Source organism: Isoptericola luteus, from assembly GCF_020297055.1.
Lineage (GTDB): Bacteria > Actinomycetota > Actinomycetes > Actinomycetales > Cellulomonadaceae > Isoptericola > Isoptericola luteus.
Genome location: NZ_JAIXCQ010000007.1, coordinates 140748 through 164621 on the forward strand (window position 1 = coordinate 140748; position 23874 = coordinate 164621).

Annotated in this window: 28 protein-coding genes; 17 read left to right on the forward strand and 11 right to left on the reverse strand. The window is 74.4% G+C overall.

The window, feature by feature from the left end:
* Positions 1-219 precede the first annotated feature (219 nt).
* Complete coding sequence (locus LEP48_RS11570) at positions 220-1800, forward strand: NAD-dependent epimerase/dehydratase family protein (RefSeq protein WP_225565743.1); 1581 nt, start codon at positions 220-222, stop codon at positions 1798-1800.
* Positions 1801-1951: 151 nt separating this feature from the next.
* Positions 1952-2368, forward strand: coding sequence for a pyridoxamine 5'-phosphate oxidase family protein (locus LEP48_RS11575; protein WP_225565744.1), 417 nt, complete (start codon positions 1952-1954; stop codon positions 2366-2368).
* A gap of 32 nt (positions 2369-2400) precedes the next feature.
* Here LEP48_RS11575 and LEP48_RS11580 read toward each other — a convergent pair whose 3' ends face one another.
* Positions 2401-3600, reverse strand: coding sequence for an alcohol dehydrogenase catalytic domain-containing protein (locus tag LEP48_RS11580; protein WP_225565745.1), 1200 nt, complete (start codon positions 3598-3600; stop codon positions 2401-2403).
* Positions 3601-3833: 233 nt separating this feature from the next.
* Between LEP48_RS11580 and LEP48_RS11585 the strand changes: the two genes are divergently transcribed.
* Both LEP48_RS11585 and LEP48_RS11590 read left to right on the forward strand, forming a co-directional pair.
* Positions 3834-4073, forward strand: coding sequence for a hypothetical protein (locus LEP48_RS11585; RefSeq protein WP_225565746.1), 240 nt, complete (start codon positions 3834-3836; stop codon positions 4071-4073).
* Positions 4074-4077: 4 nt separating this feature from the next.
* The gene (locus LEP48_RS11590; RefSeq protein ID WP_225565747.1) at positions 4078-5598 is read left to right on the forward strand and encodes an alpha-amylase family glycosyl hydrolase; all 1521 of its coding nucleotides are present in this window, start codon (positions 4078-4080) and stop codon (positions 5596-5598) included.
* Between the two features lie 12 nt (positions 5599-5610).
* Here the strand turns inward: LEP48_RS11590 and LEP48_RS11595 are convergent, their stop codons facing one another.
* From LEP48_RS11595 to LEP48_RS11605, 3 genes are read right to left on the reverse strand one after another with little or no spacing between them, the layout of a single operon-like run.
* Positions 5611-6567, reverse strand: a complete 957-nt coding sequence (locus LEP48_RS11595) for a TIGR03885 family FMN-dependent LLM class oxidoreductase (protein ID WP_225565748.1) — start codon at positions 6565-6567, stop codon at positions 5611-5613.
* The gene (locus LEP48_RS11600) at positions 6564-8222 is read right to left on the reverse strand and encodes an alpha-amylase family protein (RefSeq protein WP_225565749.1); all 1659 of its coding nucleotides are present in this window, start codon (positions 8220-8222) and stop codon (positions 6564-6566) included. The genes LEP48_RS11595 and LEP48_RS11600 overlap by 4 nt, the downstream gene beginning before the upstream one ends.
* 3 nt (positions 8223-8225) lie before the next feature.
* Positions 8226-8792: a DUF2231 domain-containing protein gene (locus tag LEP48_RS11605; protein WP_225565750.1), complete on the reverse strand. Its 567-nt coding sequence runs from the start codon at positions 8790-8792 to the stop codon at positions 8226-8228.
* Between the two features lie 296 nt (positions 8793-9088).
* Here LEP48_RS11605 and LEP48_RS11610 point away from each other — a divergent pair, with 296 nt between their 5' ends.
* Genes LEP48_RS11610 through LEP48_RS11620 form a run of 3 tightly spaced genes read left to right on the forward strand, consistent with a single transcriptional unit; the run spans position 9089 to position 11292 of the window.
* Entirely contained in the window at positions 9089-10495 is a 1407-nt protein-coding gene (locus LEP48_RS11610; RefSeq protein ID WP_225565751.1) for a cytochrome P450, read from the forward strand.
* Entirely contained in the window at positions 10492-11100 is a 609-nt protein-coding gene (locus LEP48_RS11615) for a flavodoxin family protein (protein ID WP_225565752.1), read from the forward strand. The genes LEP48_RS11610 and LEP48_RS11615 overlap by 4 nt, the downstream gene beginning before the upstream one ends.
* A gap of 9 nt (positions 11101-11109) precedes the next feature.
* Positions 11110-11292: a hypothetical protein gene (locus LEP48_RS11620; RefSeq protein WP_225565753.1), complete on the forward strand. Its 183-nt coding sequence runs from the start codon at positions 11110-11112 to the stop codon at positions 11290-11292.
* A 115-nt stretch (positions 11293-11407) separates the two neighbouring features.
* Here LEP48_RS11620 and LEP48_RS11625 read toward each other — a convergent pair whose 3' ends face one another.
* Positions 11408-11581, reverse strand: a complete 174-nt coding sequence (locus tag LEP48_RS11625; RefSeq protein WP_225565754.1) for a hypothetical protein — start codon at positions 11579-11581, stop codon at positions 11408-11410.
* Positions 11582-11776: 195 nt separating this feature from the next.
* On the opposite strand from LEP48_RS11625, the gene LEP48_RS11630 reads away from it, so the two are divergent.
* The 3 genes from LEP48_RS11630 to LEP48_RS11640 are packed head-to-tail and all read left to right on the forward strand — an operon-like array spanning position 11777 to position 13870.
* Positions 11777-12487: a PAS and ANTAR domain-containing protein gene (locus LEP48_RS11630; RefSeq protein ID WP_225565755.1), complete on the forward strand. Its 711-nt coding sequence runs from the start codon at positions 11777-11779 to the stop codon at positions 12485-12487.
* A gap of 53 nt (positions 12488-12540) precedes the next feature.
* Positions 12541-13404 carry an SDR family oxidoreductase gene (locus LEP48_RS11635; protein WP_225565756.1) on the forward strand — a complete coding sequence of 288 codons (864 nt, stop codon included), beginning with the start codon at positions 12541-12543 and terminating at the stop codon, positions 13402-13404.
* 25 nt (positions 13405-13429) lie between these two features.
* On the forward strand, positions 13430-13870 hold the full coding sequence (locus LEP48_RS11640; protein ID WP_225565757.1) for a DUF6098 family protein: 441 nt from the start codon (positions 13430-13432) through the stop codon (positions 13868-13870).
* 57 nt (positions 13871-13927) lie between these two features.
* On the opposite strand, the gene LEP48_RS11645 is transcribed toward LEP48_RS11640, so the two are convergent.
* From LEP48_RS11645 to LEP48_RS11665, 5 genes are all read right to left on the reverse strand, one after another.
* A complete protein-coding gene (locus tag LEP48_RS11645; protein WP_225565758.1) occupies positions 13928-14638 on the reverse strand; it encodes a PAS and ANTAR domain-containing protein in 711 nt (236 codons plus the stop codon).
* Positions 14639-14736: 98 nt separating this feature from the next.
* On the reverse strand, positions 14737-15438 hold the full coding sequence (locus tag LEP48_RS11650; RefSeq protein ID WP_225565759.1) for a GAF and ANTAR domain-containing protein: 702 nt from the start codon (positions 15436-15438) through the stop codon (positions 14737-14739).
* The gene (locus tag LEP48_RS11655; protein WP_225565760.1) at positions 15435-16133 is read right to left on the reverse strand and encodes a GAF and ANTAR domain-containing protein; all 699 of its coding nucleotides are present in this window, start codon (positions 16131-16133) and stop codon (positions 15435-15437) included. Before LEP48_RS11655 ends, LEP48_RS11650 begins: the two co-directional genes overlap by 4 nt.
* Positions 16134-16207: 74 nt before the next feature.
* Positions 16208-16477, reverse strand: coding sequence for a DUF7218 family protein (locus tag LEP48_RS11660; protein ID WP_225565761.1), 270 nt, complete (start codon positions 16475-16477; stop codon positions 16208-16210).
* Between the two features lie 172 nt (positions 16478-16649).
* Positions 16650-17171, reverse strand: a complete 522-nt coding sequence (locus LEP48_RS11665; protein WP_225565762.1) for a DoxX family protein — start codon at positions 17169-17171, stop codon at positions 16650-16652.
* Positions 17172-17419: 248 nt separating this feature from the next.
* Between LEP48_RS11665 and LEP48_RS11670 the strand changes: the two genes are divergently transcribed.
* From LEP48_RS11670 to LEP48_RS11700, 7 genes are all read left to right on the forward strand, one after another.
* Positions 17420-18925 carry a fumarylacetoacetate hydrolase family protein gene (locus tag LEP48_RS11670; protein WP_225565763.1) on the forward strand — a complete coding sequence of 502 codons (1506 nt, stop codon included), beginning with the start codon at positions 17420-17422 and terminating at the stop codon, positions 18923-18925.
* Positions 18922-19635 (forward strand): GntR family transcriptional regulator, encoded by a 714-nt coding sequence (locus LEP48_RS11675; protein ID WP_225565764.1) that lies wholly within the window; start codon positions 18922-18924, stop codon positions 19633-19635. Before LEP48_RS11670 ends, LEP48_RS11675 begins: the two co-directional genes overlap by 4 nt.
* Positions 19636-19704: 69 nt before the next feature.
* The gene (gene hpaH, locus LEP48_RS11680; RefSeq protein ID WP_225565765.1) at positions 19705-20490 is read left to right on the forward strand and encodes a 2-oxo-hept-4-ene-1,7-dioate hydratase; all 786 of its coding nucleotides are present in this window, start codon (positions 19705-19707) and stop codon (positions 20488-20490) included.
* Complete coding sequence (locus tag LEP48_RS11685) at positions 20475-21350, forward strand: aldolase/citrate lyase family protein (RefSeq protein ID WP_422723834.1); 876 nt, start codon at positions 20475-20477, stop codon at positions 21348-21350. Before hpaH ends, LEP48_RS11685 begins: the two co-directional genes overlap by 16 nt.
* A 101-nt stretch (positions 21351-21451) precedes the next feature.
* Positions 21452-21877 carry a thioredoxin family protein gene (locus LEP48_RS11690; RefSeq protein ID WP_225565766.1) on the forward strand — a complete coding sequence of 142 codons (426 nt, stop codon included), beginning with the start codon at positions 21452-21454 and terminating at the stop codon, positions 21875-21877.
* Between the two features lie 196 nt (positions 21878-22073).
* On the forward strand, positions 22074-22523 hold the full coding sequence (locus tag LEP48_RS11695) for a DUF4395 domain-containing protein (RefSeq protein ID WP_225565826.1): 450 nt from the start codon (positions 22074-22076) through the stop codon (positions 22521-22523).
* A 42-nt stretch (positions 22524-22565) separates the two neighbouring features.
* Positions 22566-23084: a gamma carbonic anhydrase family protein gene (locus tag LEP48_RS11700; protein WP_225565767.1), complete on the forward strand. Its 519-nt coding sequence runs from the start codon at positions 22566-22568 to the stop codon at positions 23082-23084.
* Here LEP48_RS11700 and LEP48_RS11705 read toward each other — a convergent pair whose 3' ends face one another.
* Positions 23085-23867, reverse strand: a complete 783-nt coding sequence (locus LEP48_RS11705) for a GTP pyrophosphokinase (RefSeq protein WP_225565768.1) — start codon at positions 23865-23867, stop codon at positions 23085-23087. It lies immediately after the preceding gene.
* Positions 23868-23874: the final 7 nt, after the last annotated feature.

The window sequence follows — 23874 nt, forward strand, 5'->3', positions numbered from 1 at the left end:
TGCCGACCGGGCGGGCCGTCGCTGCTGCAACCCGGACCTTCACCGTCCACCCGAGAGCCGCTTCCTCGCAAGGGGATCGTGCCCCATAGGTAATTCTCTTGCTGTCAGCGGGCTCGACGCCGGGTCGCCCGCCCGCTCGTCCGCCCGCTCGCCCCCGACGACGCCGGGCGTCGTGCCGTGGCGCTGCGGGCATCAGGACCCGGTGCGACGGTGGGGCGCATGCGCATCGTGGTGGTCGGAGAGACGGGGAACGTGGGGACCGCGCTCTTGCGCGCGCTGGCCGAGGAGCCGGAGGTGACGTCGGTGCTGGGCGTGGCGCGCCGGCTGCCCGACCGGACCGCCGAGCCCTACCGGCAGTCGGACTGGGCCGCCGTCGACCTCGCCGGCGAGGAGGATGACGTCGTCGAACGGCTCACCACGCTCTTCCGGGACGCCGATGCCGTCGTCCACCTCGCCTGGCTGATCCAGCCCAACCGCGAGCGCGAGCTGCTGCGCACCGCCAACGTCGAGGGCACGCGCCGCGTCGCCCGTTCCGTCGTCGCCGCGGGCGTGCCGCACCTGGTCGTCGCGTCGTCCGTCGGGGTGTACTCGGCGGTCGACGACGACGCCCCGCGGGCGGAGGACTGGCCCGCCGGCGGCATCGCGACCTCGCACTACAGCGTCGACAAGGCGGCGCAGGAGCGCGTCCTGGACGAGCTCGAGCGCGACCACCCCGAGGTCGTGGTGGCCCGCCTGCGCACCGCGCTGGTGTTCCAGGGCGACGCCGGGGCCGAGGTGGTCAGGCTGTTCGTCGGCCCGTTCGTGCCCGTGGGGCTGCTGCGGCACGGCCGCCCGCCCCTGCTGCCCCTGCCAGCCGGGCTGCGGCTCCAGGCGGTGCACGCGGACGACGCCGCGGACGCCTACCGGCGGGTGCTGCTGCGCCGCGCCGGCGGCGCGTTCAACGTCGCGGCCCACGACCTGCTCCGCGGTCCCGACGTCGCACGGATCGTCGACCACGGCCGGCTCGTCGAGTTGCCGCCCGCCGCGGTGCGCACCGCCGTCTCGCTCGCGTACGCGACCCACGCCGTGGCCGCCGACCCCGGCTGGGTGGACATGGGCATGGGCGTGCCCGTGATGGACACGAGCCGGGCGGTCTCCGAGCTGGGGTGGCAGCCGCGGCACACGGCGGCGCACTCCCTCGAGGAGGTCGTGCGGGGCATGGCGGAGGGCCGGGGGCTCGCCTCGGCGCCGTTGCGCCCCGACCCGTTGCGGCCGGCAGGCGACTCGACGCTCCCGCTGCGGGCGACCGACCCCGGCATCCCGCCCCGGCTGGACCGCGAGCTGCTCGGGCTGTACCTCGCCGACCACGTCACCGGGGCCACCGCCGGCCTCGGCCGTATCGAGCGCATGGTCGGTGACTACACGGACCTGCCCCTGCACCCGGAGCTGGTCGAGATCGCTGAGCAGATCCGGGGCGAGCGCGAGCTGTACCTGAGCCTGCTGGGGGCGCTGGGACTGCCGAGGCGCCGCCACCGTCAGCTCCTCGCCGGCATCGCAGAGCGGCTCGGGCGGCTCAAGCTCAACGGGCGGGTCGTGCGGCGCTCGCCGATGTCGGTGGTGCTGGAGACCGAGCTCATGCGCTCCGCGGTGGTCGGCAAGGTGGGCGGCTGGCAGACCCTCGAGGAGCACGCGCGCGAGCTCGGCCTCGACCCCGCGCAGTTCCACGAGCTCGCCGAGAGCGGCCAGCGGCAGATCGCGACGCTCGACCGCTTGCACGAGTACGCGCGCCGCCGGGCGTTCCGCGAGCCGCACGACCGGTGAGCGCACCTGTGGTCGGGAACCTCCGGAAGCCCTGATGTCATCTCGCTCGGTCGTGGGCACGACGTCGCCGGGGCCGAAACGGGCAACCAGTCCGCCCTGCGTGGACGATGGAGGGTGAACCCGCGCCCCTCGTCCGCCGGAGGACCGACTCATGCAGCCGTTGCCGTCCCAGCCGTCCCAGTCCGAGATCCCCGACGACGAGTGCTGGCGCCTCCTCGCCGGTCAGAAGGTCGGTCGCCTCGCCACGTCGGTGGCCGGCGAGCCCGAGATCTTCCCGGTGAACTTCGCCGTCGCCGACCATCGGGTCTACCTGCGGACCAAGCCAGGCACCAAGCTCGCCGAGATCACGCTCAGCCCGCGGGTCGCGCTCGAGGTCGACGAGATCGGCGAGGACTCCGCGTGGAGCGTGGTCCTCAAGGGCCACGCCCGGGCGCTCCGCAGCGAGAAGGACATCGCGGACGCACAGGCCACGGGGCTGTCCAGCTACCTCGAGGACGGCAAGACCGAGTGGATCCGCATCGTGGCGTCCGACATCTCCGGCCGCCGCCTGATCCCCGGCGAGGCCTGATCGAGCCGGCACTGGTTCCCGCCGGAACCCGGCTAGGACCGCGGCGCCCACGGGTCGAGCACGACCTTGATGCAGCCGTCGTCCTTGTGCTGGAACGTGCGGTACGCCTCGGGCGCGTCCTCCAGGGAGAGACGGTGCGTGCGCAGGTCGAGCACGCCGAGCGGGTCGGCGGGGTCCTGCACGAGAGGGAGCAGGTCGTCCGTCCACCGCCGCACGTTGGCCTGGCCGGTCCGCAGCGTGAGCTGCTTGTCGAAGATCTGCATCATCGGCAGCGGGTCCTTGGCCCCGCCGTAGACGCCGGACAGCGAGATCGTGCCGCCCCGGCGCACGATCCCGATCGCGGCGAGGAGCGCGGCGAGACGGTCCGCCCCGGCCTGCTCGGTCAGGGGCGCGGCGACCGCGTCGGGCAGCATGCCCACGAGCTTCTGGGTGGTCTCCGCCAGAGGCGATCCGTGCGCCTCCATGCCGACCGCATCGATCACGGAGTCCGGTCCGCGGCCGTCGGTGAGGTCGAGGACCGCGCCGCGCACCTCCCGGGAGGCAGGGTCGAACGTGATGATGCCGTGCCGCTGGGCCATCAGCCGGCGCTCCGGCACGGGGTCGATCCCGATGACGGGGCCAGCGCCGCGGTGCCTGGCGACCCGCGCGGCCATCTGCCCGATAGGCCCCAGGCCCAGCACGACGACGCTCCCGTCGGGCGGGATGTCGGCGTACTCGACGGCCTGCCACGCGGTGGGCAGCACGTCGGACAGGTACAGGTACTGCTCGTCGGGCGAGCCGTCGTCGGGCACCACGACCGGCCCGTAGTGGGCCTGTGGCACCCTGAGGTACTGGGCCTGCCCGCCGGGCACCTGTCCGTACAGGCGGGTGTACCCGAACAGGGCGGCGCCCTTGTCCTGGCTTCGCACCTGCGTGGTCTCGCACTGGGTCTGCAGGCCCCGGGAGCACATCCAGCACCGCCCGCAGGAGATGGTGAAGGGGACGACGACACGGTCGCCGACGGCGAGGTCGCCCGCCTCGCTCCCCACCTCCTCCACGACGCCCATCGCCTCGTGCCCCAGCACGTCGCCGGCGTCCAGGAACATCCCGAGGACCCCGTACAGGTGCAGGTCCGACCCGCAGACCGCCGTCGACGTCACGCGGATCACCGCGTCGGAGGGTTCCTGGACGTGCGGGTCCGCGACGTCCTCGACGCTCACGTGCTGCCGTCCCTGCCATGTCAGTGCTCGCACGGTGTGTCGCTCCTGTCCGCTCGCCGCGTCGCGCGGCGTCGTCTCCGTGCCGGCCGGGACACGGGCTCCGGAGGTCGTCGGCGAGCTGCTTCACCGGTCGTCTCCCAGTGAAGCATCGTTCGGGGTCGCTCACCCGCTGCGCCGATGCGTTTGCGAGCAGGCGGCGCCCTGCCACGGTGGGAGGACGGGCCGGCAGCGGCCGGCCGCCGCCGAGCACGAAAGGAGTTGCCGGGATGGCTGTCTGCGACATGTGCGGCAACGACTACCCGCACACGTTCACGATCACGACGGACGACGGGACCAGCGGCGTCTACGACTCGTTCGAGTGCGCGGCCCACGCGATGGCGCCGCGCTGCGCCCACTGCGGCTGCACGGTGCTGGGGCACGGGGTCGCGGTGGGCGACCAGGTGTTCTGCTGCAGCCACTGCGCGCGCGAGACCACCGGAGCCCAGCTCACCGACAGCGTCGGATGAGCCGGTGAGCGTCGCCCCGTGGTGGCGGGGCGCCGTCGTCTACCAGGTGTACCCGCGCTCGTTCGCCGACTCCGACGGCGACGGCGTGGGAGACCTGGAGGGGATCCGCCGCCACCTGGACCACGTGCAGCACCTGGGTGCGGACGCGATCTGGCTCTCGCCGGTCTACCGCTCGCCCATGGCCGACGCGGGGTACGACATCGCGGACCACCGCGACGTCGACCCGGTGTTCGGGACGCTCGCGGGCATGGACGCGCTCCTCGCCGACGCGCACGCGCGCGGGCTGCGGGTGCTCCTCGACTTCGTGCCCAACCACACCTCCGACCAGCACCCGTGGTTCCGGGAGTCGTGCAGCTCGCGGGAGAACGCCCGACGGGACTGGTACCACTGGCGCGACGAGCCCAACAACTGGCGGTCTGCCATCGGCGGCGGCAGCACCTGGACGTGGGACGAGCGCACGCAGCAGTACTACCTGCACCTGTTCCTGCCCGAGCAGCCCGACCTCAACTGGCGCAACCCCGACGTCGTCGAGGCGATGCACGACGTGCTGCGCTTCTGGCTGGACCGCGGCGTGGACGGGTTCCGCATCGACGTCGCGCACTGCACGGGCAAGGACCCCGACTTCGCGGACGACCCGCGGTGCGCGGCCGGGGAGGCGCTCGTGGCCTTCAACGACCAGCCGCACAGCCACGAGGTGCTGCGCGGCATCCGCCGGGTGGTCGACTCGTACCCGGGAGACAGGGTGGTCGTGGGGGAGGTGAACATCCGCTCGACCCGCAGCGTCGCGGAGTACTACGGCGCGGGCGACGAGCTGCAGATGTCGTTCAACTTCCCGCCGCTGGACGCGCCCTGGGACCCGGTGGTGCTGCGTGCCTGCGTGCGGGAGGTCGAGCGGGAGCTCGGCCGTGTCGAGGCCTGGCCCACGTGGGTGCTGTCGAACCACGACAGCTCCCGCCACCGCAGCCGCTACGGCGGGTCGCTGCGGCGCGCGCGGGCGGCCGCCGTCCTGCTGCTGACGCTGCGCGGCACCGCGTTCGTCTACCAGGGCGAGGAGCTGGGGCTCGAGGACGTCGTCGTCGGGCCAGACGAGCGGCGGGACCCGGGCGGCCGCGACGGGTCGCGGGCGCCGCTGCCCTGGGCGGTCGAGCCCCCGCACGGGTGGGACGGCGCCCGCCCGTGGCTGCCGTTCCCGCCCGACGCCGGCGAGCTCGCCGCGCAGGCGCAGCGCGACGACCCGGCGTCCGTGCTGAGCCTGTACCGCCGGCTGGTCGCCGAGCGGCATGCGAGCCCCGCGCTGCGCGTCGGCGACTGGACCGAGCTGGACTCCCCGCCCGAGGTGCTGGCCTACCGCCGTCGCGACGGCGACGACGTGCGGGCCGTCGTGGTGAACTTCGCCGACGCGCCGCGCGAGGTGGCGCTCGACGGCGGGTGGCGGGTCGTGCTGTCCAGCGACCCGGGCGCGCGGCCCGGACCCTGGCACGGGCATGTCGGCCCCGCGGAGGCGGTGCTGCTCGCCCCGTCGTGACGACGGCGCCGCTCAACGCAGCTGCGGCACCACGTGCTCACCGAACGTCTCGACGAACGCGTCCTGGCGCCGGCCGACGTGGTGCAGGTAGAGGCGGTCGGCGCCCGCCTCGACGAGGTCGGCCAGCCACGCCGTGAGCTCACCGAGGTCGTCCGAGACGAGCACGACCTTCCGGACGTCGGCGATCCGGACGTCGCGGGCCAGGGCGTCGAACTCGGCGGTCGTGGCGGTGTCCGCGGCCACGTCGGGCGGGCCGGTGTTCGTGCGCCACTGGTCCAGGGCGAGCGCCTCGGCCTCGTCGAGCGTCGGGGCCCACGACAGGTGCACCTGCACCGCGACCTCCCCCCGGCCGCCCGCCTCCCGGTAGGCCGCCACCATCCGCCGGAGCTCGCCGGGCGGCTGGTTGACGGTGACCAGGCCGTCCGCCCACCCGGCGTGGTGGGCGGCGGTCGCGGCCGTCAGGGCGGGCAGCACGAGCGGGGGAGGCACGTCGGGCAGCGACCAGAGCCGGGCCCGGCGCACCACCACCAGGCCGTCGTGGTCCACCTCCTCGCCCTGCAGCAGGGCGCGGACCACCGTGACGCACTCGGCCAGGCGGGCGTCGCGCTCGGCCTTGGGCGGCCACGGATCGCCGGTGACGTGCTCGTTGAGGTTCTCGCCCGTGCCGAGCGCGACCCACGTCCGCCCGGGGAACATCACCTCCTGGGTCGCCACGAGCTGCGCGACCACGGCGGGGTGGTAGCGCTGGCCGGGGGCGCACACGGTGCCGTACGACAGCCCGGTGGACGCCAGCGCGGCACCGAGCCACGACCAGGCGGACCCGGACTCGCCCTGGCGTCCGCTCCAGGGCGCGAGGTGGTCCGAGCACATGGCGTCACCGAAGCCCGCCGCCTCGGCGAGCCGCGCGACGCGGAGGGCCTCGTCCGGCGCGAGCTGCTCGTGCGAGACGTGCAGGCCCACCGTCGTCACGTGCCCGCCCCCGAACCGCCGCCGGTCGTGCGGCGCAACCACCGGTACCCGTAGCCGGCCAGCGGGACGCGGCCGTCGGCCTCCACGGCCGGGTAGTCCTGGTCGACGTGCACGTCCACGAACCTCACGCGTCCCGCGCGCAGCTCGGTGATGTCGTCCGACGGCAGGGTGGCCACCGCGTCCTCGCCCGCGAGGTTGGCGAGCAGCAGCACGGCGGACTCGTCCTCCTGGTACCGCAGCGCGAGCACGGACGCTGCGCCGACGTCCTGCGGCTCCGGACGGGTCCGGCCCAGCTCGCTGAGCCCCAGGCGGGCACGCACCAGGCCGCCGACGCGCTGCAGCAGCGAGCCCTCGTGGACCATCTGGTCGTCGACGCTCACCCGCTCGGGACCGTACTCGCCGGTGATGACGGGCGCGGGGAACCGGTCCGGCGCCGCCTGCGAGAACCCGCCGCTGGGTGTCGAGGCCCACTGCATCGGGGTGCGCACGGCCTCGCGCTCCGGCAGGCCGAGGTCGTCACCCATGCCGATCTCGTCGCCGTAGCGCAGCACGGGCGGCCCGGGCAGGGAGAACATCACCGCGTGCGCGAGCGCGATCCGGCGGAGGTCGCCGTCGAGCATCGGGGCCAGACGGCGCCGCAGGCCCCGGCCGTACAGCCGCATCGACTCGGCGGGCGCGAACGCGTCGAGCACCTCCTGGCGCTCGTCCTTGGACAACCGCTCGAGGTCCAGCTCGTCGTTGTTGCGCAGCCACTGGGCGTACGAGGCACCCGGCGGGGGAGCGGGCTGGGCGCGCAGGGCCCGCACGAGCGGCTCCGCCTGCCCGCGGGCCAGGGCGAGGAAGAGGTGGTTGTTGGACCAGAAGTCGAGCAGCATCGTCATGCCGGGCCCGTCGCCGGTGCCGAAGTAGTCGGCGTAGCCGTCCGGTTCCACGTCGACCTCGCCGAGCAGCACGGCGCCAGCGCTCTGCGCGGAGACGGCGGACCGCAGGTCCTGCACGAGCCACTGGCCGTCGGTGTCCGGGCGGGCGGCGCGGGCACGCTCCACCATGAGGGGCACGGCGTCGACCCGGAAGCCGGAGACGCCCAGGCGGAGCCAGAACGACACGATGCGGTGCAGCTCGGCGCGCACGCGGGGGTTGTCGAGCGCGAGGTCGGGCTCGTGGGCGTAGAAGGCGTGCCGGTAGAACTGCTGGGCCTCCTCGTCCCACGTCCAGGTGCGCGGCTCGACGTCGGGGAACATCGGCTCGATGTCGTCCTTCGGCTCGTCGGACCACAGGTAGTAGTCGCGGTACGGCGAGCGGCGGTCGCTGCGTGCCTCCTGGAACCACCGGTGCTGGTCGGAGGTGTGCTGCGAGACCAGCTCGACCAGCACGTGCAGGCCCAGGTCGTCGGCCTTCTCCAGCAGGCGTGCGACGTCTGCCAGGTCGCCCAGGCGTGGGTCGACGGCGAGGTGGTCGGCGACGTCGTAGCCGCCGTCGCGGAACGGCGAGACGTAGAACGGCAGCAGCCACACGCACGTCGCGCCCAGGCCCCGCAGGTAGTGCAGGCGCTCGGTGGCACCGCGCAGGTCGCCCCAGCCGTCGTCGTCGGCGTCGTGGAACAGGCGTGGGTCGAGCTGGTAGATCACGGCGTCCCGGAACCAGGAGGACCGCATCGATCAGGCCCCCGGGATGTGGGCCGGCTCGCGCATGGACTGCGCGAGATGCCCGCCCAGGTAGCCGCCCACGCTGACGGCGCCCATGCCGGCGAGGGTCAGCAGGGTGCCGAGCCCCGTGCGGCCGGAGCGCCGGGCCCGCCAGGAGGCGAGCGCCAGCAGCGTGCCGCTGCCGTTCGCCGCCGCGTGGACGGCGGCCACGCGGCGCGCCGGGGCGCTGAGCGCCCCGAAGTCGGCCAGGCCGGTCAGCGCGGTCGGCGGAGCGGCCAGCAGGCCCAGGCCGACGAGCCGCCGGGCCGAGGCCGCGTGGTCGGCGGGGCGCGTCAGGTCCAGCGCGACCGCCGCCGACCACAGGCCGATCGGCAGGTCCGTGAGGATGCTGTGCAGCGGGTGCCCCAGCGAGCGCCCCCGCAGCTCGTCGTGCACGCGGCCGGAGGAGGGGACGACGGTGCCGGCGACGCGGCCGAGCAGCTCGGCCGCCCGGTCCAGGCGGGAGAGCTGCTCGAGCCCGGTGGCGAGCCGGGGCAGGGGCTGGTCGGCCGACCGGCCGTCGGACGGTGCTGCGAACATGGGCGGCCTCCTGAGGCGGGCCCCGCGCGGCGGGGCCGGGCGCACGGCGCCCCGTCTCGACGCCACCTGCCGCACGGTAGTCGGCTCGCTTGGCGCTCGCTCGACGGCGCTCGCTCGCTCGACGGCGCTCGCTCGACGGCGCTCGCTCGCTCGACGGCGCTCGCTCGACGGCGCTCGCTCGACGGCGGGGCCGGGTGCGCCCCGGACCGGCCCGGATGCGCCGCGCGGCGCGCCGGACCACGCTGGGTGCGGACGCGTCGAGTCGTGGCGTGCCCCGGACGACCCGAGGAGCGCCCGTGTCCCGAGCCCCCGTCGACCTCACCGCGGCCGAGGTGACCCGCGTGGTGCGAGCCGTGCTCGTGCCGCTCGTCGCACAGGGCGCGATCGTGCGGCGCCCGCGCATGACCGCGTGGGCGGAGCGGCGCCAGAGCGACCGGGAGGTGCGCCGGGTGCTCACGGCGCTGCGCGACCGGTACGACGGCGCCCCTCTCGCGCTGCGCGCCGGGACCCGCCGGCTCGCGGTCGTCACGACCGCCGACGACGTCCGGCGCCTGCTGGAGGGTACGCCGGAGCCGTTCAGCGCGGCGACGAAGGAGAAGCGGGGCGCTCTCGCCCACTTCCAGCCGCGTGGCGTGCTCGTCTCCGACCGCGACGGCAGGCGTCGTCGCCGGCCGCTCAACGAGGAGGCGCTCGACGCAGGGCACGCGGTGCACGAGGACGCGACGGCGTTCGTGGCTGCCGTCGAGCGGGCGGCGGGCGAGCTGGAGCGGACGGTGCAGGCGGCCCGGGGGCTGGACGCCGGCGCGTTCCTGCGGGTGTGGTGGCGCCTGGTGCTCGAGGTGACGTTCGGCGAGGACGCCCGCGAGGACAGGCGCCTCGTCGGGGTCCTGTCGGCACTGCGCCGGGACGGCAACTGGTCGTGGTTCCGGCCGCGTCGCCCCTGGCTGCTCGCGGAGCTGGAGCGTCGGGTGGCCCGGCACACGGCGTCCGCCCCGCCCACGTCCCTCGCGGGCCGCGCCCGGGACGCCGACCCCGACGAGGCACCGGGGCAGGTGCCCCACTGGCTCTTCGCCTTCGACGCGGCGGGCGCGACGACGCTGCGGGCGCTGGCCGTCGCCGCGGCGCGCCCCCGGGTGCGCGACCGGCTCGTGGACGAGCTGGGCGCGAGCGGCGGCCCGGGCGAGGGCACCGTGGCGCTGCTGCCCTACGGGCGGGCGTGCGTGCTCGAGGCGGTCCGGCTCTGGCCGACGACCCTCGCGGTGCTGCGCGACTCCACCCGGGAGACCCGCTGGGGGGACGTGACCGTCCCGCCGGGGACCGGGTTCGTGGTCGTGAGCTCGTTCTTCCACCGCGACCCGGCCCGCCTGGAGCACGCCGACGGCTTCGCGCCCGAGGCCTGGCTCGACGGCCGCGCGGACGACGACTGGTCCCTCGTCCCGTTCAGCGGGGGACCCGCCTCGTGCCCCGGCCGCAACGTGGTGCTGCTGGTCGCGTCCCACCTGCTCGCACGCCTCGCCGGGCTCGGCCTCGCCGTCGAACGGGGCCAGCACCTCGCGGCCGACCCGCTGCCCTGCACCGTCGACCACCTGGGCCTGCGCTTCGTGGTCCGGACGGCGGCTGCGATCGTGGGGGGCGACCGACCGGGTTACGGTGGCACGGGTCCAGGATCGGCCCGCCCGCCCCGTCGTGGAGGTCTCCGATGAAGGCGTTGTTCGTCAGCTGCACGCTCAAGAAGTCGCCCGAGGGCTCGAACACCGAGCTGCTCGCCCAGGTCGTCGCCGAGGCGCTCGAGGAGCGCGGGGTGAGCGTCGGGCACGTGCGGCTCGCCGACCACGACGTGCCGCCGGGCGTGGTCACCGACCTCGGCGAGGGCGACGAGTGGCCGCAGGTGCACGCACGGCTGCTCGACGCGCAGATCCTGGTCGTCGTGACGCCCACCTGGTTGGGACGCCCGTCGTCGGTCGCGCAGCGCATGCTGGAACGCATGGACGCGATGCTGTCCGAGACAGGTCCCGACGGCACGCCCGTCGCCTACAACCGCGTCGCCGGGGTGGTCGTCACCGGCAACGAGGACGGCGCGCACCACGTCATCTCCGAGATCAGCGGCGCCCTCGTGGACATCGGGTACACGGTGCCGGGCCAGGCGTGGACCTACTGGAACCAGGGCCCGGGCCCCGGGCCCGAGTACCCGGACACCGAGCACGGGCACGAGTGGTCGCACCGCACGGGGCGCCTCATGGCGCACAACCTGTACGAGGTCGCGACCGCGCTGAGCGAGCACCCCGTCCCACCGTTCCCCGAGAGCTGAGGAGACACGATGAGCGAGAACCCGACCGGCGACGAGCGCACGGAGCCCGACGAGGAGCAGGCGGAGCACGCGCCCCAAGGGTCGGCGGGCTCGGCCCCCGACGGCGAGGCCGCGGACGTGGGCGCGATCCCCGGCGAGCAGCCCAGGGACGACCCGGACGAGGAGGGCGAGGACCGCTTCGACGCCGGCTGACCCTCGTGCACGACGACGGCGCGGCCCCCGGTCCGGGGCCGCGCCGTCGTCGTGCGCCACGGCGCGGCCGGGCGTCGGCGGGGGGGTGAGCGGCCGGGCAGGCTCTCGCCGGGCCTCAGCCCTCGGGGCTCGCCTGGTCGCCCGTGCGGGGGTTGAGCTGGTCGGGGTCCGCGTCCGGGTCGCCGTCACGGCCGTCGCCGTCGCCGGCCGCCGCGCCGGTCCGAGGGTTGAGCTCGTCGGGGTCGGCGTCCGGGTCCTGGGTCGGGTCGTAGCCGGGCTGGTCCGTCATCGTCGTCTCCTGTCACTCGAGCGGGGCGGCCGGTGCTGGACCGCGGTGCCGCGTTCTCGATGCACCGTGACACGGCCTCGGCCGGCCCGCACCACGCGGCCGGGGCGCTGTCCGGTGGCCGTCCCGGAGGGGCAGCGTTAGCGTGAGGGGCGGCGTCAGGAAGCGGCACCGATCCCTCCCCACCAGGAGGTCACGATGACGACAACAGCCCCAGCCGGCACCGACAACCTGCTCCCGGCGCTCGCCGTCGGGACGCATCTGTTGACCGGCAGCTACCGCGCCGAGTCAGGATCAGGGCGCTGGTGGTGGTCCGACGAGGTCGACGTGATGCTCGGCCACCAGCCCGGTGCGGTCGAGGCCGGGGCGCAGGCACTGGAGTCCCGGCTGCACCCCGACGAGCGGGGCCGCCTCGTGCACGACGCCGCCCGCGCCCTCGCGGCCGGCGGCCCGGTGACGACCGCCCGCAGGATCGTCGACGCGCACGGTCGCACGCGCACCCTGCTCGTCACGGCGCAGGCACGCCGCAACCGCGACGGAGGCCCGCCGGAGACCGCGGGCTACGTCGTCGACATCACCCCGGTGCAGCGCGAGGCCGTGCAGCGCGACGTCCGGCGCGCCCTCGACAGCGCCCTGGTCAGCACCGCCGCCATCGAGCGCGCCAAGGGCGTCCTCATGGCCGTGCACGGCGTCGACGAGTTCGCTGCGGACGCGATGCTCGTGGAGGCGGCCGGTGCCGCGGGGGCGACCCTGCGGGAGACGGCGACGCAGATGATGTCGCGGCTCGCGGCAGGCGAAGGCTTCGGCCTCCCCGCGCAGGAGGGCGTGCGCGGCGTACTCGCCCAGACGCGCCCCGCCAAGCGCCCGCACGTGCACGAGGCGCAGCTCGCGCGCCGTCGGGCCGCCTGACGGCGTCGGCTCGCACCCACGTCCAGCGCACCGCACCACCCAGGAGGAGACCCATGTCCGACGATCAGCAGTCGTTCCCCGCCCAGCAGCAGGAGCCCCCAGGGCTCACGAGCGAGATGACTCCGCGGCCCGACCACGGGGAGCAGAGCTACCGGGGGTCCGGCCGGCTCGACGGTCTGCGGGCCCTGGTGACCGGGGGAGACTCCGGCATCGGCCGCGCGGTCGCCATCGCGTTCGCCCGCGAGGGCGCCGATGTCGCGATCGGCTACCTGCCCGAGGAGGAGGACGACGCGCAGGAGACGGCGCGCTGGGTCCGCGAGGCCGGCCGCAGGGCGGTCCTGCTGCCGGGCGACATCACGGACGAGGCCACGGCCCGCGGCCTGCCCGACCGGGCCGTCGAGGGCCTCGGCGGGCTCGACGTCCTCGTCAACAACGCCGGCTTCCAGATGGCGCGGCGGGACTCCGTCGAGGACATCACAACCGACGAGATCGACCGGGTGCTCAAGACGAACCTCTACGCCCTGCTCTGGATCACCCAGGAGGCGCTGCGCCACCTCGGCGAGGGGGCGTGCATCGTCAACAACTCGTCGATCCAGGCGTACCAGCCGTCGTCGTCGCTGCTCGACTACGCGTCCACGAAGGCGGCGATCAACAACCTGACGGTCAACCTCGCCACCGAGCTGGGTCCGCGCGGGATCCGGGTCAACACCGTCGCCCCGGGCCCGATCTGGACGCCGCTGCAGCCCGCCACCCAGCCGGAGGAGAAGGTGCAGAAGTTCGGTCAGGACACGCCCCTGGGCCGCGCGGGCCAGCCCGCCGAGGTCGCGCCGGCGTTCGTCTTCCTCGCCTCGCCGCGGGACGCGAGCTACGTCTCGGGGACCGTCCTCGGCGTCACCGGCGGCAAGTCGGTGTTCTGACACCCGAGGGGGAGCCGGGAGAACCATGACGACGCTCGAGGCGGCACGGGGGACGCCGGACATGGTGCACCTGCGGTCGCTCGCGGAGGTGGCGGAGCTGGTGCGGCTCACCGCCCCCCTGTACGTGCGCTTCAGCGCGGGTCCGGAGGCCGACGTGACGACCCGCAGCCGCGACCACGAGAGCGGCTGCGTTCTCCCCGGTCTCAGCGTCAACCCGCTGAGCCCCGAGCCGTGGTGGGACCGCCCGCTGGAGCACTGGCTCGCCCGCCAGCTCTACCAGTACGCCCACCTCATGACGCCGGAGCGGTTTCCCTGGGTCCTCACCGGGGAGATCGCCGGGCGTGGTCCCGACTGTGAGCCTCTGCTCGTGCGGACCACGCCCGTCGCGTCGGTCGACCGGGCCGTGGTCGACGAGGCTGTGGCGACGTACGCGCGCGTGTTTCGCCCCGGCGAGGACGGGACCTGACACCGGCGCGTCCCGCAGGAGCTCCGCCGGAGGCCGGCGGAGCTCCTGCGGCGCGGCTCAGGAGGCCGGGAGCTCGTGCTGCTGGCGTCTCGGCCCGGTCACGGAGTGGTTCCGGACGCGGTGCGTGGCGTCCTGCAACGCGTCCAGGAGCGGTGCCAGCCGCTCGTGGGGCTCCGAGGTGCCCTGTGCCTGCTCCACCAGGGCGGCTGCGAGCTCACGGACCCGCACGTTCGTGACGTTGGAGTAGTGACGCAGCACCTCGAACGCCTCGTCGCCCCCGATGTTCAGCGCCAGGCGGATGATGCCCTTGGCCTGTTCGATGGTGCTGCGGCTCTGTGCGGCGGCGCGGATCGAGTCGTCCGCTTGCTGGGCGGCGTAGCGCTTCACGCTGGACGACAGGTCGAGGACGTACCCCACGAGCGCGACCACCTGGCCGTCGCCGTCGCGCTGGCCCTGACCCACGATCGAGACGACGTGGTCTGATCCGTTCGCGTCGACGATGCGGTGCACGGTGGCGAAGGGCTCACCGTCGCGACGGGCGTCGTCGAGGACGTGCCGGACGCGGTCGCGGTCCTCCGGGTGCTTGTGCGCGAGAACCATGGCGGTCGTCGGCACCACCTCGCCGGGCTCGAACCCGTGGATGCGGAAGGTCTCGTCGGACCACCACCACTGCTCGGTCGCGAGATCGACGCGGTACTGGCCGACCCGCGTCGCGTCGCCGAGCGCGAGAACCCGCTCCAGCGGGGAGTCGTTGAACGACTGGGACATGGCTCCTCCTTCGCCCGACGCGTGTCGACGGCCGCTCCCTGACCGTGCTCCGACGCTATAGGGATCTGGGAGGAACGCCAACGCGAACGAGCACTTCGTCAGCGCACCTGCGCCTCCGCGATGATCCGGTGGCCGGTCTCGGTCAGGGTCGCGCCCGATCGGTCCCGCCTCTCGAGCAGCACCTCGTACGCCTTGGCCATGTCGATACCGAGGGTCTGCGCCAGCACGCCCTTGGCCTGCTCGACGACGACCCGGGCGCCGAGCGCCTGGCCCAGTCGGAGGTCGATCTCGTCGTCCGGCACGTTCGCGGGCTGGGCGACGAGGAGCGTGAGCATGTCGGCGAAGGCGTGCGCGATGCGGACGCACTCCTCGTCGGGGGCGCGGGAGCCTCGCCCGAAGATGTTGAGCCCGCCCAGGACCCGTCCTCGCCAGGCCAGGGGATAGGCGTGGACGTGCGCGAAGCCGGCGTCGAGGATCGCGCGCCCGGCCGTCGGCCAGCGGTCGAGGATCTCTGCCCGCCCGGCAGCCACCACGGGTAGGCCGGTCGTCCAGACGTCCACGCAGGGGCCCTCGTCCACCCGTGCCTGGTAGATCTCGAGGTGGGCCGCGGCGTGGTCGGTGGCGGTGAGCACCTCGAGCGGGACGCCGCCGGACGGCCGCGCGAGCAGGCCCGCGGCATCGCCGTCGGCCTGCCGTGCGGCGTCCCGTACGAGCCGTTCGAGGAGGTCGCTGACGTCGTGCTCGCGGACCAGGGCGGATGCTGCCTCGGCGAGCGAGTCGGCGGGAGTGCGCGGCGTCATGGATCCTCAGTTCGGTCGATCGTGTCGTCCTGCGACTCGTCGAGGGAGAACGTCAGTCGTCGCTCGAGCACGTCCAGCGCGACGGACAGCAGGCTGGTCGAGCGCGCGAAGGCGTGCGCTCGCAGGACGGCGAGCGCGTCCTCCGGGGGGACCCGCAGCTGGGCGGTCACCATGCCGGTGGCCTGGTGGATCTGGGCCCGCTCCGACCAGTCGAGCGAGTCGGCGTCGCCGAGCAGGGAGGCCCCGACGGCGTCGGCGAGGAACTGCAGGTCCTCCGAGCTGCGGTCCTGCGGGTCCGCCGTCACGTAGAGGCTGAACACGCCGACGACGCGGCCGCCGGCGCGCATGGGCACGGCGTAGAGCATCACCTGGCCGCCCACGGTGCCCGCGAGCTGGGAGAACACGGGATAGTCGTCCGTGACGCCGTCGACGTGCATCACGACCAGGCGGTCCTCGGACATCGCCTGGTGCACCGGCCCTTCGCCGAGGACCTCCTGGAGGGGCTCGAGCTGCTCGAACGCCCCGGGGGTGCTGACGGCGAGCCGTTCCCCGGGTACCGCGGACACCGTGAGCGCCCCGCCCTGGGCCCGCAGGATGTCGACGCACGCCTCGCACAGCCGCATCGCCAGCGGGCGGTCGGTGTCGACCTTGGCGAGCGACCGCGCGAGGAGGCTCAACAACTGCGTCGGTTCCACCCGTCGACCACCTCCCTCACCCGCCTAGTCTTGCACCGACGCGAGCGGGAGACCGACGCGGCGGGGGCGGTGGCTCAGTGCGAGCGCAGCGCCTCGACGAGCTCCGACTTGCGCATCGTCGAACGCCCCTCGATCCCGAGCTCCGCGGCACGCTTGCGCAGCTTGTCGACCGTCCAGTCGTCGTAGGACCCGGACCTGCCGCCCTTCGCCCCGACGTCGCTGCGGCCACGGGCAGCGGCGGCGTTGGCGATCCGCGCGGACTTCTCCTTGCTGTTGCCCTCGTCGCGGAGCTCTTCGTACAGCTCCTTGTCCTTGACGCTCGGTCCGGCATCTCGTCGCGGCACGGGTCGTCCCTCCTCGGCGTCGTCCGTCGTCGGCGCGTGGCGCGCCCTCCCGAGCATCGTCACGGTCGATGGCGCTGGTCGCACCTCGGCCGGCGGGCCGCAGCCCACGACGACCCAGGAGCACGACGACGGCCGCCCGGCGCAGAGCACCGGACGGCCGTCGCCCCGGCCGCTACGTCTCGCGCCGCAGCCGCGCTCCCAGTGCGACGGCGGCGACGACGGCGGCGCCTGCGACCAGCACGATGTCCTTGAGCACGTACTGCCCGAGGAGGGTGACGCCGTGCCCGAACAGCTCGCCGGCGAACAGGACGAGCGGGGAGAGGATCCCCGCCATCGCGACGGCGAGCGCCAGCAGACCGACGCGCAGGAGCCTCCCGGTGATCAGCGTGAGCCCGATGAAGGTCTCCAGCGTGGCGGTGAGGACCACCGCGGTCGCGCCGTCGACCACGCCGAGCGTCAGGGTCTCGACGGTGCGGGACGCGATGGTCTCGGCCGGGCTGGCCCCGGGGAAGAACTTGAGGACCCCGAACCCGAGGAAGACGAGGCCGAGGGCGACGCGCAGCACGGGGACGGACCACCGGGTGAGGAGCTGCGCGACCCGGGCCACGGCGACGTCGGCGCGGCGGGCGACGGACCGGGTCCGGGGGTGGGACGCCGCCCGCGGACGCGGGGGCACCGAGGTGGTGGTGAGCATGGCGGGCTCCCTGGGGGAGGAGGGTCGCGGCGCGGTTCGGCCGCACGGAGAGGGAGCGACCGCCGGCCCCGCCGATGCGCGCCGCGCCGGAAACTCACCCGGGCCGTGCCCGTCGTCCCAGGTCGGGCATCAGGGTGTCGCCCAGCGTGGACGAGGCCGTCTGCGTGTCGGGCACAGCGGGCTGGTGGAGGTCGGGATGCCCGTCTGCCGGGGTAGCCCGCCGAACTGAGATCAAATATGATCTGCCCATGCCCGATCTGCCGAGCACCGACGCCGCAGCCGACGCCGGCCCCGCCGCCCCGTCCCCCGACCCGCGGTTCGCCGCCCTGCCGGGGCGTCCCGGCAAGGTGCTCGCCGTGCACCTGAGCTACGCGTCCCGCGCGGACCAGCGCGGCCGGCGCCCGGCGCACCCGTCCTACTTCCTCAAGCCGTCGAGCTCGGTCGCGGCCACGGGCGGCACCGTCGAGCGCCCCGCGGGCACCGAGCTGCTCGCGTTCGAGGGCGAGGTCGCGCTCGTCATCGGCACCCTCGCCCGCCGGCTCGGGGCCGAGCTGGCGTGGGAGCACGTCGCCTGGGTCACCGCAGCCAACGACCTCGGCCTCTACGACCTGCGTGCGGCCGACAAGGGCTCCAACGTGCGGTCCAAGGGCGGCGACGGCTTCACCCCCGTCGGCCCCGCCCTGCTCGACGCCAGGACGCTCGACCCGGCGGCGCTGCGCGTGCGGGCCTGGGTCAACGGGCGCACGGTCCAGGACGACACGACCGCGGGGCTGATCTTCCCCCTCGCGCAGATCGTCGCCGACCTGTCGCAGCACCTGACGCTCGAGCCCGGCGACGTGATCCTCACCGGCACCCCGGCCGGCTCGAGCGTCGTCGTGCCGGGGGACGTCGTCGAGGTCGAGGTCGACGCCCCGTCCGCCCCCGGTGCGCCGAGCACCGGCCGGCTCGTCACCACGGTGACGCAGGGCGACGTCCCGTTCGACGGCGCGCTCGGCTCGCTGCCTGCCGTCGACGACACCCAGCGCACCGAGGCGTGGGGCTCGCGCGAGGCGGCGGGGCTCGGTGCGCCCGGCCTGTCCCCGGGCCTGCGCGACAAGCTCCTGCGCACCCCGGTGGCGGGGCTCTCGGCTCAGCTGCGCAAGCTCGGGCTGAACAACGTCACCGTCGACGGCGTGCGCCCGCTGCACCCCGACGCGAAGGTGGTGGGCGTGGCGCGGACGCTGCGGTTCGTGCCGAACCGGGAGGACCTCTTCAAGGCCCACGGCGGGGGCTACAACGCGCAGAAGCGCACGTTCGACGCCGTCGGCGAGGGCGAGGTCATCGTCATCGAGGCGCGCGGGGACGCCGGCTCGGGCACGCTCGGCGACATCCTCGCCCTGCGCGCGCACGCGGCCGGGGCGGCGGGCATCGTCACCGACGGAGGCGTGCGCGACGTCGACGCCGTCTCCGCGGTCGGCATCCCCGTGTGGACGTCCGGGGCGCACCCCGCCGTCCTGGGTCGCAAGCACGTCCCGTGGGAAGGCGATGTCACGGTCGCGTGCGGTGGCACGACCGTCCAACCGGGGGACGTCGTCGTCGGCGACGCGGACGGCGTGATCGTCGTCCCGCCGGCGCTCGCGGAGCAGGTCGCCGACGCGGCGCTCGCCCAGGAGGACGAGGACGCGTGGATCGCGGAGCAGGTCGCGGCCGGGCACCCGGTCAAGGGCTTGTTCCCCATGAACGCGCAGTGGCGCGCGCGGTACGAGGCGCGATGACCACGGCGACGACCAGGGCGACGTCCGCGGCCGCGAGCAAGACCCGCCGGGCCTACGACTGGCTCAGGGAGCAGGTCACGAACCACGACCTCCCGCCGGGGAGCCGGATCGTGCTCGCGACCGTCGCGGACGAGCTCGGCATGAGCGCCGTGCCCGTCCGCGAGGCCCTGCGCCAGCTCGAGGCGGAGGGGGTCGTGACGTTCGAGCACAACGTCGGCGCCAGGGTGTCCCTAATCGACGAGGAGCAGTACCGGGCGGCGATGCAGGTCATCGCGGTCGTCGAGAGCGCGGCCACGGCCCTGGCCGCCCCGCGTCTCGGACCGGAGGACCTGGCGCGGGCGCGCGCCGTCAACGCCGCGATGACCGCCCTGACCACCGGCCCCGACGGGTTCGACCCCCGGGAGTTCTCGCGGCTCAACCAGGAGTTCCACCACCTGCTGTACGCGCGCTGCCCCAACCCGCGGCTGCTGGAGATCGTCGACGCCGAGTGGGCGCGCCTGGGGCACCTGCGCGACACGATCTTCGCGTTCGTGCCCGGCCGTGCCGAGCAGTCCGTGCGCGAGCACGAGCAGATCGTGGCCCTCGTCGCGAGCGGCGCCCCCGTGCCGGAGGTCGAGCGGGCCGTGCGACGGCACCGGCGCGGGACGCTCGCCGCCTACCTGGAGCACGAGCACCCCGACGACCCCGGCGGCGGCGACGTCTGGCTCTGAGCCGCCCACGTCCGCCGCGCACGAGCACGACCGGCCCCACCGAGACCGCACCCTGACGAAGGAGCACCGATGCTTCCCCCCGAGACGATCGCCGCGATCGCCGAGGAGCTCGCCGAGGCGGAACGGACACGCTCCGTGATCCCCCGGATCACCGAGTGCCACCCCGACGCCACGATCGAGGACTCCTACGCCGTCCAGGGCGTGTGGCGCGACAAGAACCTCGCCGCCGGCCGCCGGCTGGTCGGCCGCAAGATCGGCCTGACGTCTCGCGCCATGCAGGCGGCGACGGGGATCACCGAGCCCGACTACGGCGTGATGTTCGATGACACCGTCTGGGAGAGCGGCTCGGTGATCCCGTTCGACGACTTCTCGAACGTGCGCATCGAGGTGGAGCTCGCGTTCGTGCTGGGCGAGCCGCTCAGCGGCCCCCGGTGCACCGTGCTCGACGTGCTGCGCGCGACCGAGTTCGTCACGCCCGCCCTGGAGATCCTCAACTCGCACATCGAGCTCGAGGGCCGCACGATCGTCGACACGATCGCGGACAACGCGGCGTACGGCGGCATGGTGCTGGGCGGCAACCCGACCGCGCCCGACGCCGTCGACCTGCGGTGGGTCGGCGCGCTGCTGTATCGCAACGAGACCATCGAGGAGACGGGTGTCGCGGCCGGGGTGCTCAACCACCCCGCGTCGGGCGTCGCCTGGCTCGCGAACAAGCTCCACCAGCACGGTGCCCGCCTGGAGGCGGGGGAGACGATCCTCGCCGGGTCGTTCACCCGCCCGATGTGGGTGTCCCGCGGGGACAGCGTGCTGTGCGACTACGGACCGATGGGGACGATCACGTGCCGATTCCAGTGAACCCGGCCCTGCGGCCGACCTTCCGCGACGCCCTGGCCGGGGCGTCCCGCCCGCTCGCGGGGATGTGGGTGTGCTCCGCCAGCCCGCTCGTCGCCGAGGTCTGCGCGGGCGGCGGCCTGGACTGGCTGCTCGTCGACATGGAGCACGGGCCCAACGGGCTCGGGTCCGTCGTCGCCCAGCTCCAGGCCGTGGCGGCGTACCCCGTGACGCCCGTGGTGCGCGTGCCCGCCAACGATGCCGTCACGATCAAGCAGGTGCTCGACCTCGGTGCCCAGAACCTGCTGGTGCCGATGGTGTCGTCCGCTGCCGAGGCGCGCGCCGCCGTCGAGGCCGTGCGCTACCCGCCGCGCGGGCGCCGGGGCGTGGGGTCGGCGCTGGCTCGCTCGGCGCGCTGGAACCGGGTGGACGACTACCTGATCGAGGCCGACCGGTACGTGTCGCTGTTCGTGCAGGTCGAGACGACCGCGGGCGTCGAGGCCGCCGCCGAGATCGCGGCCGTCGACGGCGTCGACGGCGTGTTCGTCGGACCGTCGGACCTCGCGGCCTCCATGGGCGTGCTCGGCCAGCAGACCCATCCCGACGTGGTGGCCGCGGTGCTGCGTGCCTTCGACGCCGTGCGGGGCGCGGGCGTCCCGGTGGGGGTCAACGCGTTCGACCCGGCCGTCGCCGCGTCCTACCTCGACGCGGGGGCGTCGTTCGTGCTCGTCGGGGCCGACGTGGCCCTGCTCGCTCGAGGCTCGGAGGCGCTCGCGGCCCGGTTCACCACCGACAGCTCAGGTACCGGGCACCCAGGAACCGGGCACCCAGGAACCGGGCACCCAGGAACCGGGCACCCAGGGACCGTGCGCGCGGGGTACTGACGCCGGTCCGTCCGCCATCCGAGCACGGGTCGACCGTGGCGCGGGGCTCGGGCCAGGATGTGCCTGGTTCCGGTCGGGCCGGGTCGGTCAGGAGGTGGCGCGTGGAGACGCAGGTCGTGGCGCTGGGCGCGCTGCTGCTCGTCACGGCCGCGCTCGGCGCGCTCTGGCGCTCGCGTCAGGGACGGGTACGGGCACCGTCGCGCCGCGCGGACGTGGACTGGGCGGCGCACGGCGTCACGCTGGGCCGCCGCGCGACGTTCGTCCAGCTCAGCGCCACGGTGTGCGCGCCCTGCCGGGCGACGGCTCGCGTGCTCGGCCCGTTCGCGGGTGCCCAGGACGGCGTCCTGCACCACGAGCTCGACGTCGAGCAGCACCTCGACCTCACGAGCGAGCTCCGGGTCCTGACCACGCCCACGGTGCTCGTCCTCGACGCGGGCGGGGCCGAGGTGGCCAGGGTCCACGGCGCGATGTCCACGGCGCGGGCGCGAGAGGCGCTCGCGGCCGTCGGCGACGGCGTGACGGTATGACGCGCCGGGCGTGCGGCCGCCGGGCCACGACGACGAGAGACTCCGGGAGCGGACGATGACCCACGAGCAGGACCTCGAGCAGACCCACGAGCAGACCCACGAGCAGACCCACGAGCAGACCCACGAGCAGACCCACGAGCAGACGCACGCGCAGGTCGGACAGCGGACCCGCGACACCGAGGTCGCCGCCGACGCGGTGCGGGCCACGCCCGCGGGCATCGACCCGCGCGGTCCGCGGGTGGGCGCCGGCATCACCGCGGTGCTGCTCGCCGTCGTCGTGCTGCTCGGGCCCACCACGGCGGGTCTCGTGCTGCTCGCCGTCGTGGCGGCCGGGTTCGGCCTGGGCGCGGCCCGCGGCGTGACCGGGACCGTGCAGGCGTGGGTCTTCGCGACGTTCGTGCGACCCCGGCTCGCGCCGCCCACCGACCTCGAGGACCCGCGCCCGCCGCGGTTCGCGCAGGTGGTCGGGCTCGTGGTGACCGGGGCGGGCGTGCTGCTCGGCCTGGCCGGCGTGCCGACGGCCGTGCCGTGGGCGGCGGCCGTCGCGTTCGTCGCGGCCGGCCTCAACGCCGCCGTCGGCCTGTGCCTCGGGTGCGAGCTCTACCTGCTGGGACTGCGGCTGCGGACGGCCTCGCGCCGCCGGTGACGGTCCTCGGTGCCGAGCCCTGCCACCGGTAGGGTCCGGTCCATGGCAACGCTGCTTCCCTTCGACGGCCACACCCCCGAGATCGACCCCACGGCGTGGGTCGCCCCGACGGCGACGATCATCGGCCGGGTACGGGTCGGTCCCCGCGCGAGCGTCTTCTACGGCGCGGTCCTGCGCGGGGACATGGACTCGATCGAGCTCGGCGAGGGCTCCAACATCCAGGACAACTGCGTGGTGCACACCGACACCGGCATCCCCACGCGGATCGGCGCCGGGGTGGGCGTCGGGCACGGGGCGATCATCCACGGCGCGACCGTGGGCGACGGCAGCCTCATCGGCATGGGGGCCACCTTGCTCAACAACGCGGTGGTGGGCGAGGGCGCGTTCGTCGCGGCGGGTGCGCTCGTGCGCGAGGGGCAGGAGGTCCCGGCCGGGCATCTCGCCGTCGGCGTGCCCGCCAAGGTGCGCGGCGAGCTCGACGAGGCCGCCGCCGAGCGGGTGCGGAGCAACGCCGTCGAGTACCAGGAGCTCGCCGAGCGTCACCGGCGCGCGGTCGGCTGATCAGAGCTCGCGATAGCCCTGCACGACGTCGTCTGCGGAGTCGGTCGACGTCCAGAAGCTGCGCAGCATCTCCTCGGGGCTCAGGAGCCCGTCGCGCTGCTCGACCGGCTCCTCCTCCCCGGAGATGGCCCGCACCTCGTCGTGGATGCGCTCCATCGAGGTGTCCAGGGAGGCGGCGACGTCCGCGGCGAGCTTGAGCGCGTCGGTCAGGTGTGCCGGCACGTCGCGGGAGTACTTGTAGTAGATCTTGTGCTCGAGACTGGCCCAGAAGTCCATCGCGATGGTGCGGAGCTGGATCTCGACGACGACGTCCTCGGTGCGGTCCGAGAGATACACGGGGACCTGGACGATGAGGTGCAGCGACTTGTAGCCGTTCGGCTTCGGGTGCGCGATGTAGTCGCGCTCCTCGAGGACGGTGAGGTCTGGCTGGCCCACCAGCATGTCGCGCACACGGTAGATGTCCGCGACGAAGCTGCACGTGATCCGCACGCCTGCGACGTCGAACATCTGCTCCCGCACGCCCTGCGGTGTCAGCGGGATGCCCTTGCGACGGCACTTGGCGACGATCGACTCCAGCGACTTGAGCCGTGACGTGACGTGCTCGACGGGGTTGTAGTGCTGCATGTGGCGGAACTCGTCGCGCAGGATCCCGACCTTCGTCATCACCTCGTCGATGCCGAACTTGTAGGTCAGCGCCAGACGGCGGAGCTCGCCGACGAGCACCCGGATCTGGGCGGCCTCGGGCGTCTGGTGGCCGGCGATGCCGTCTGCGTGCGTGCTCACGTCCTCA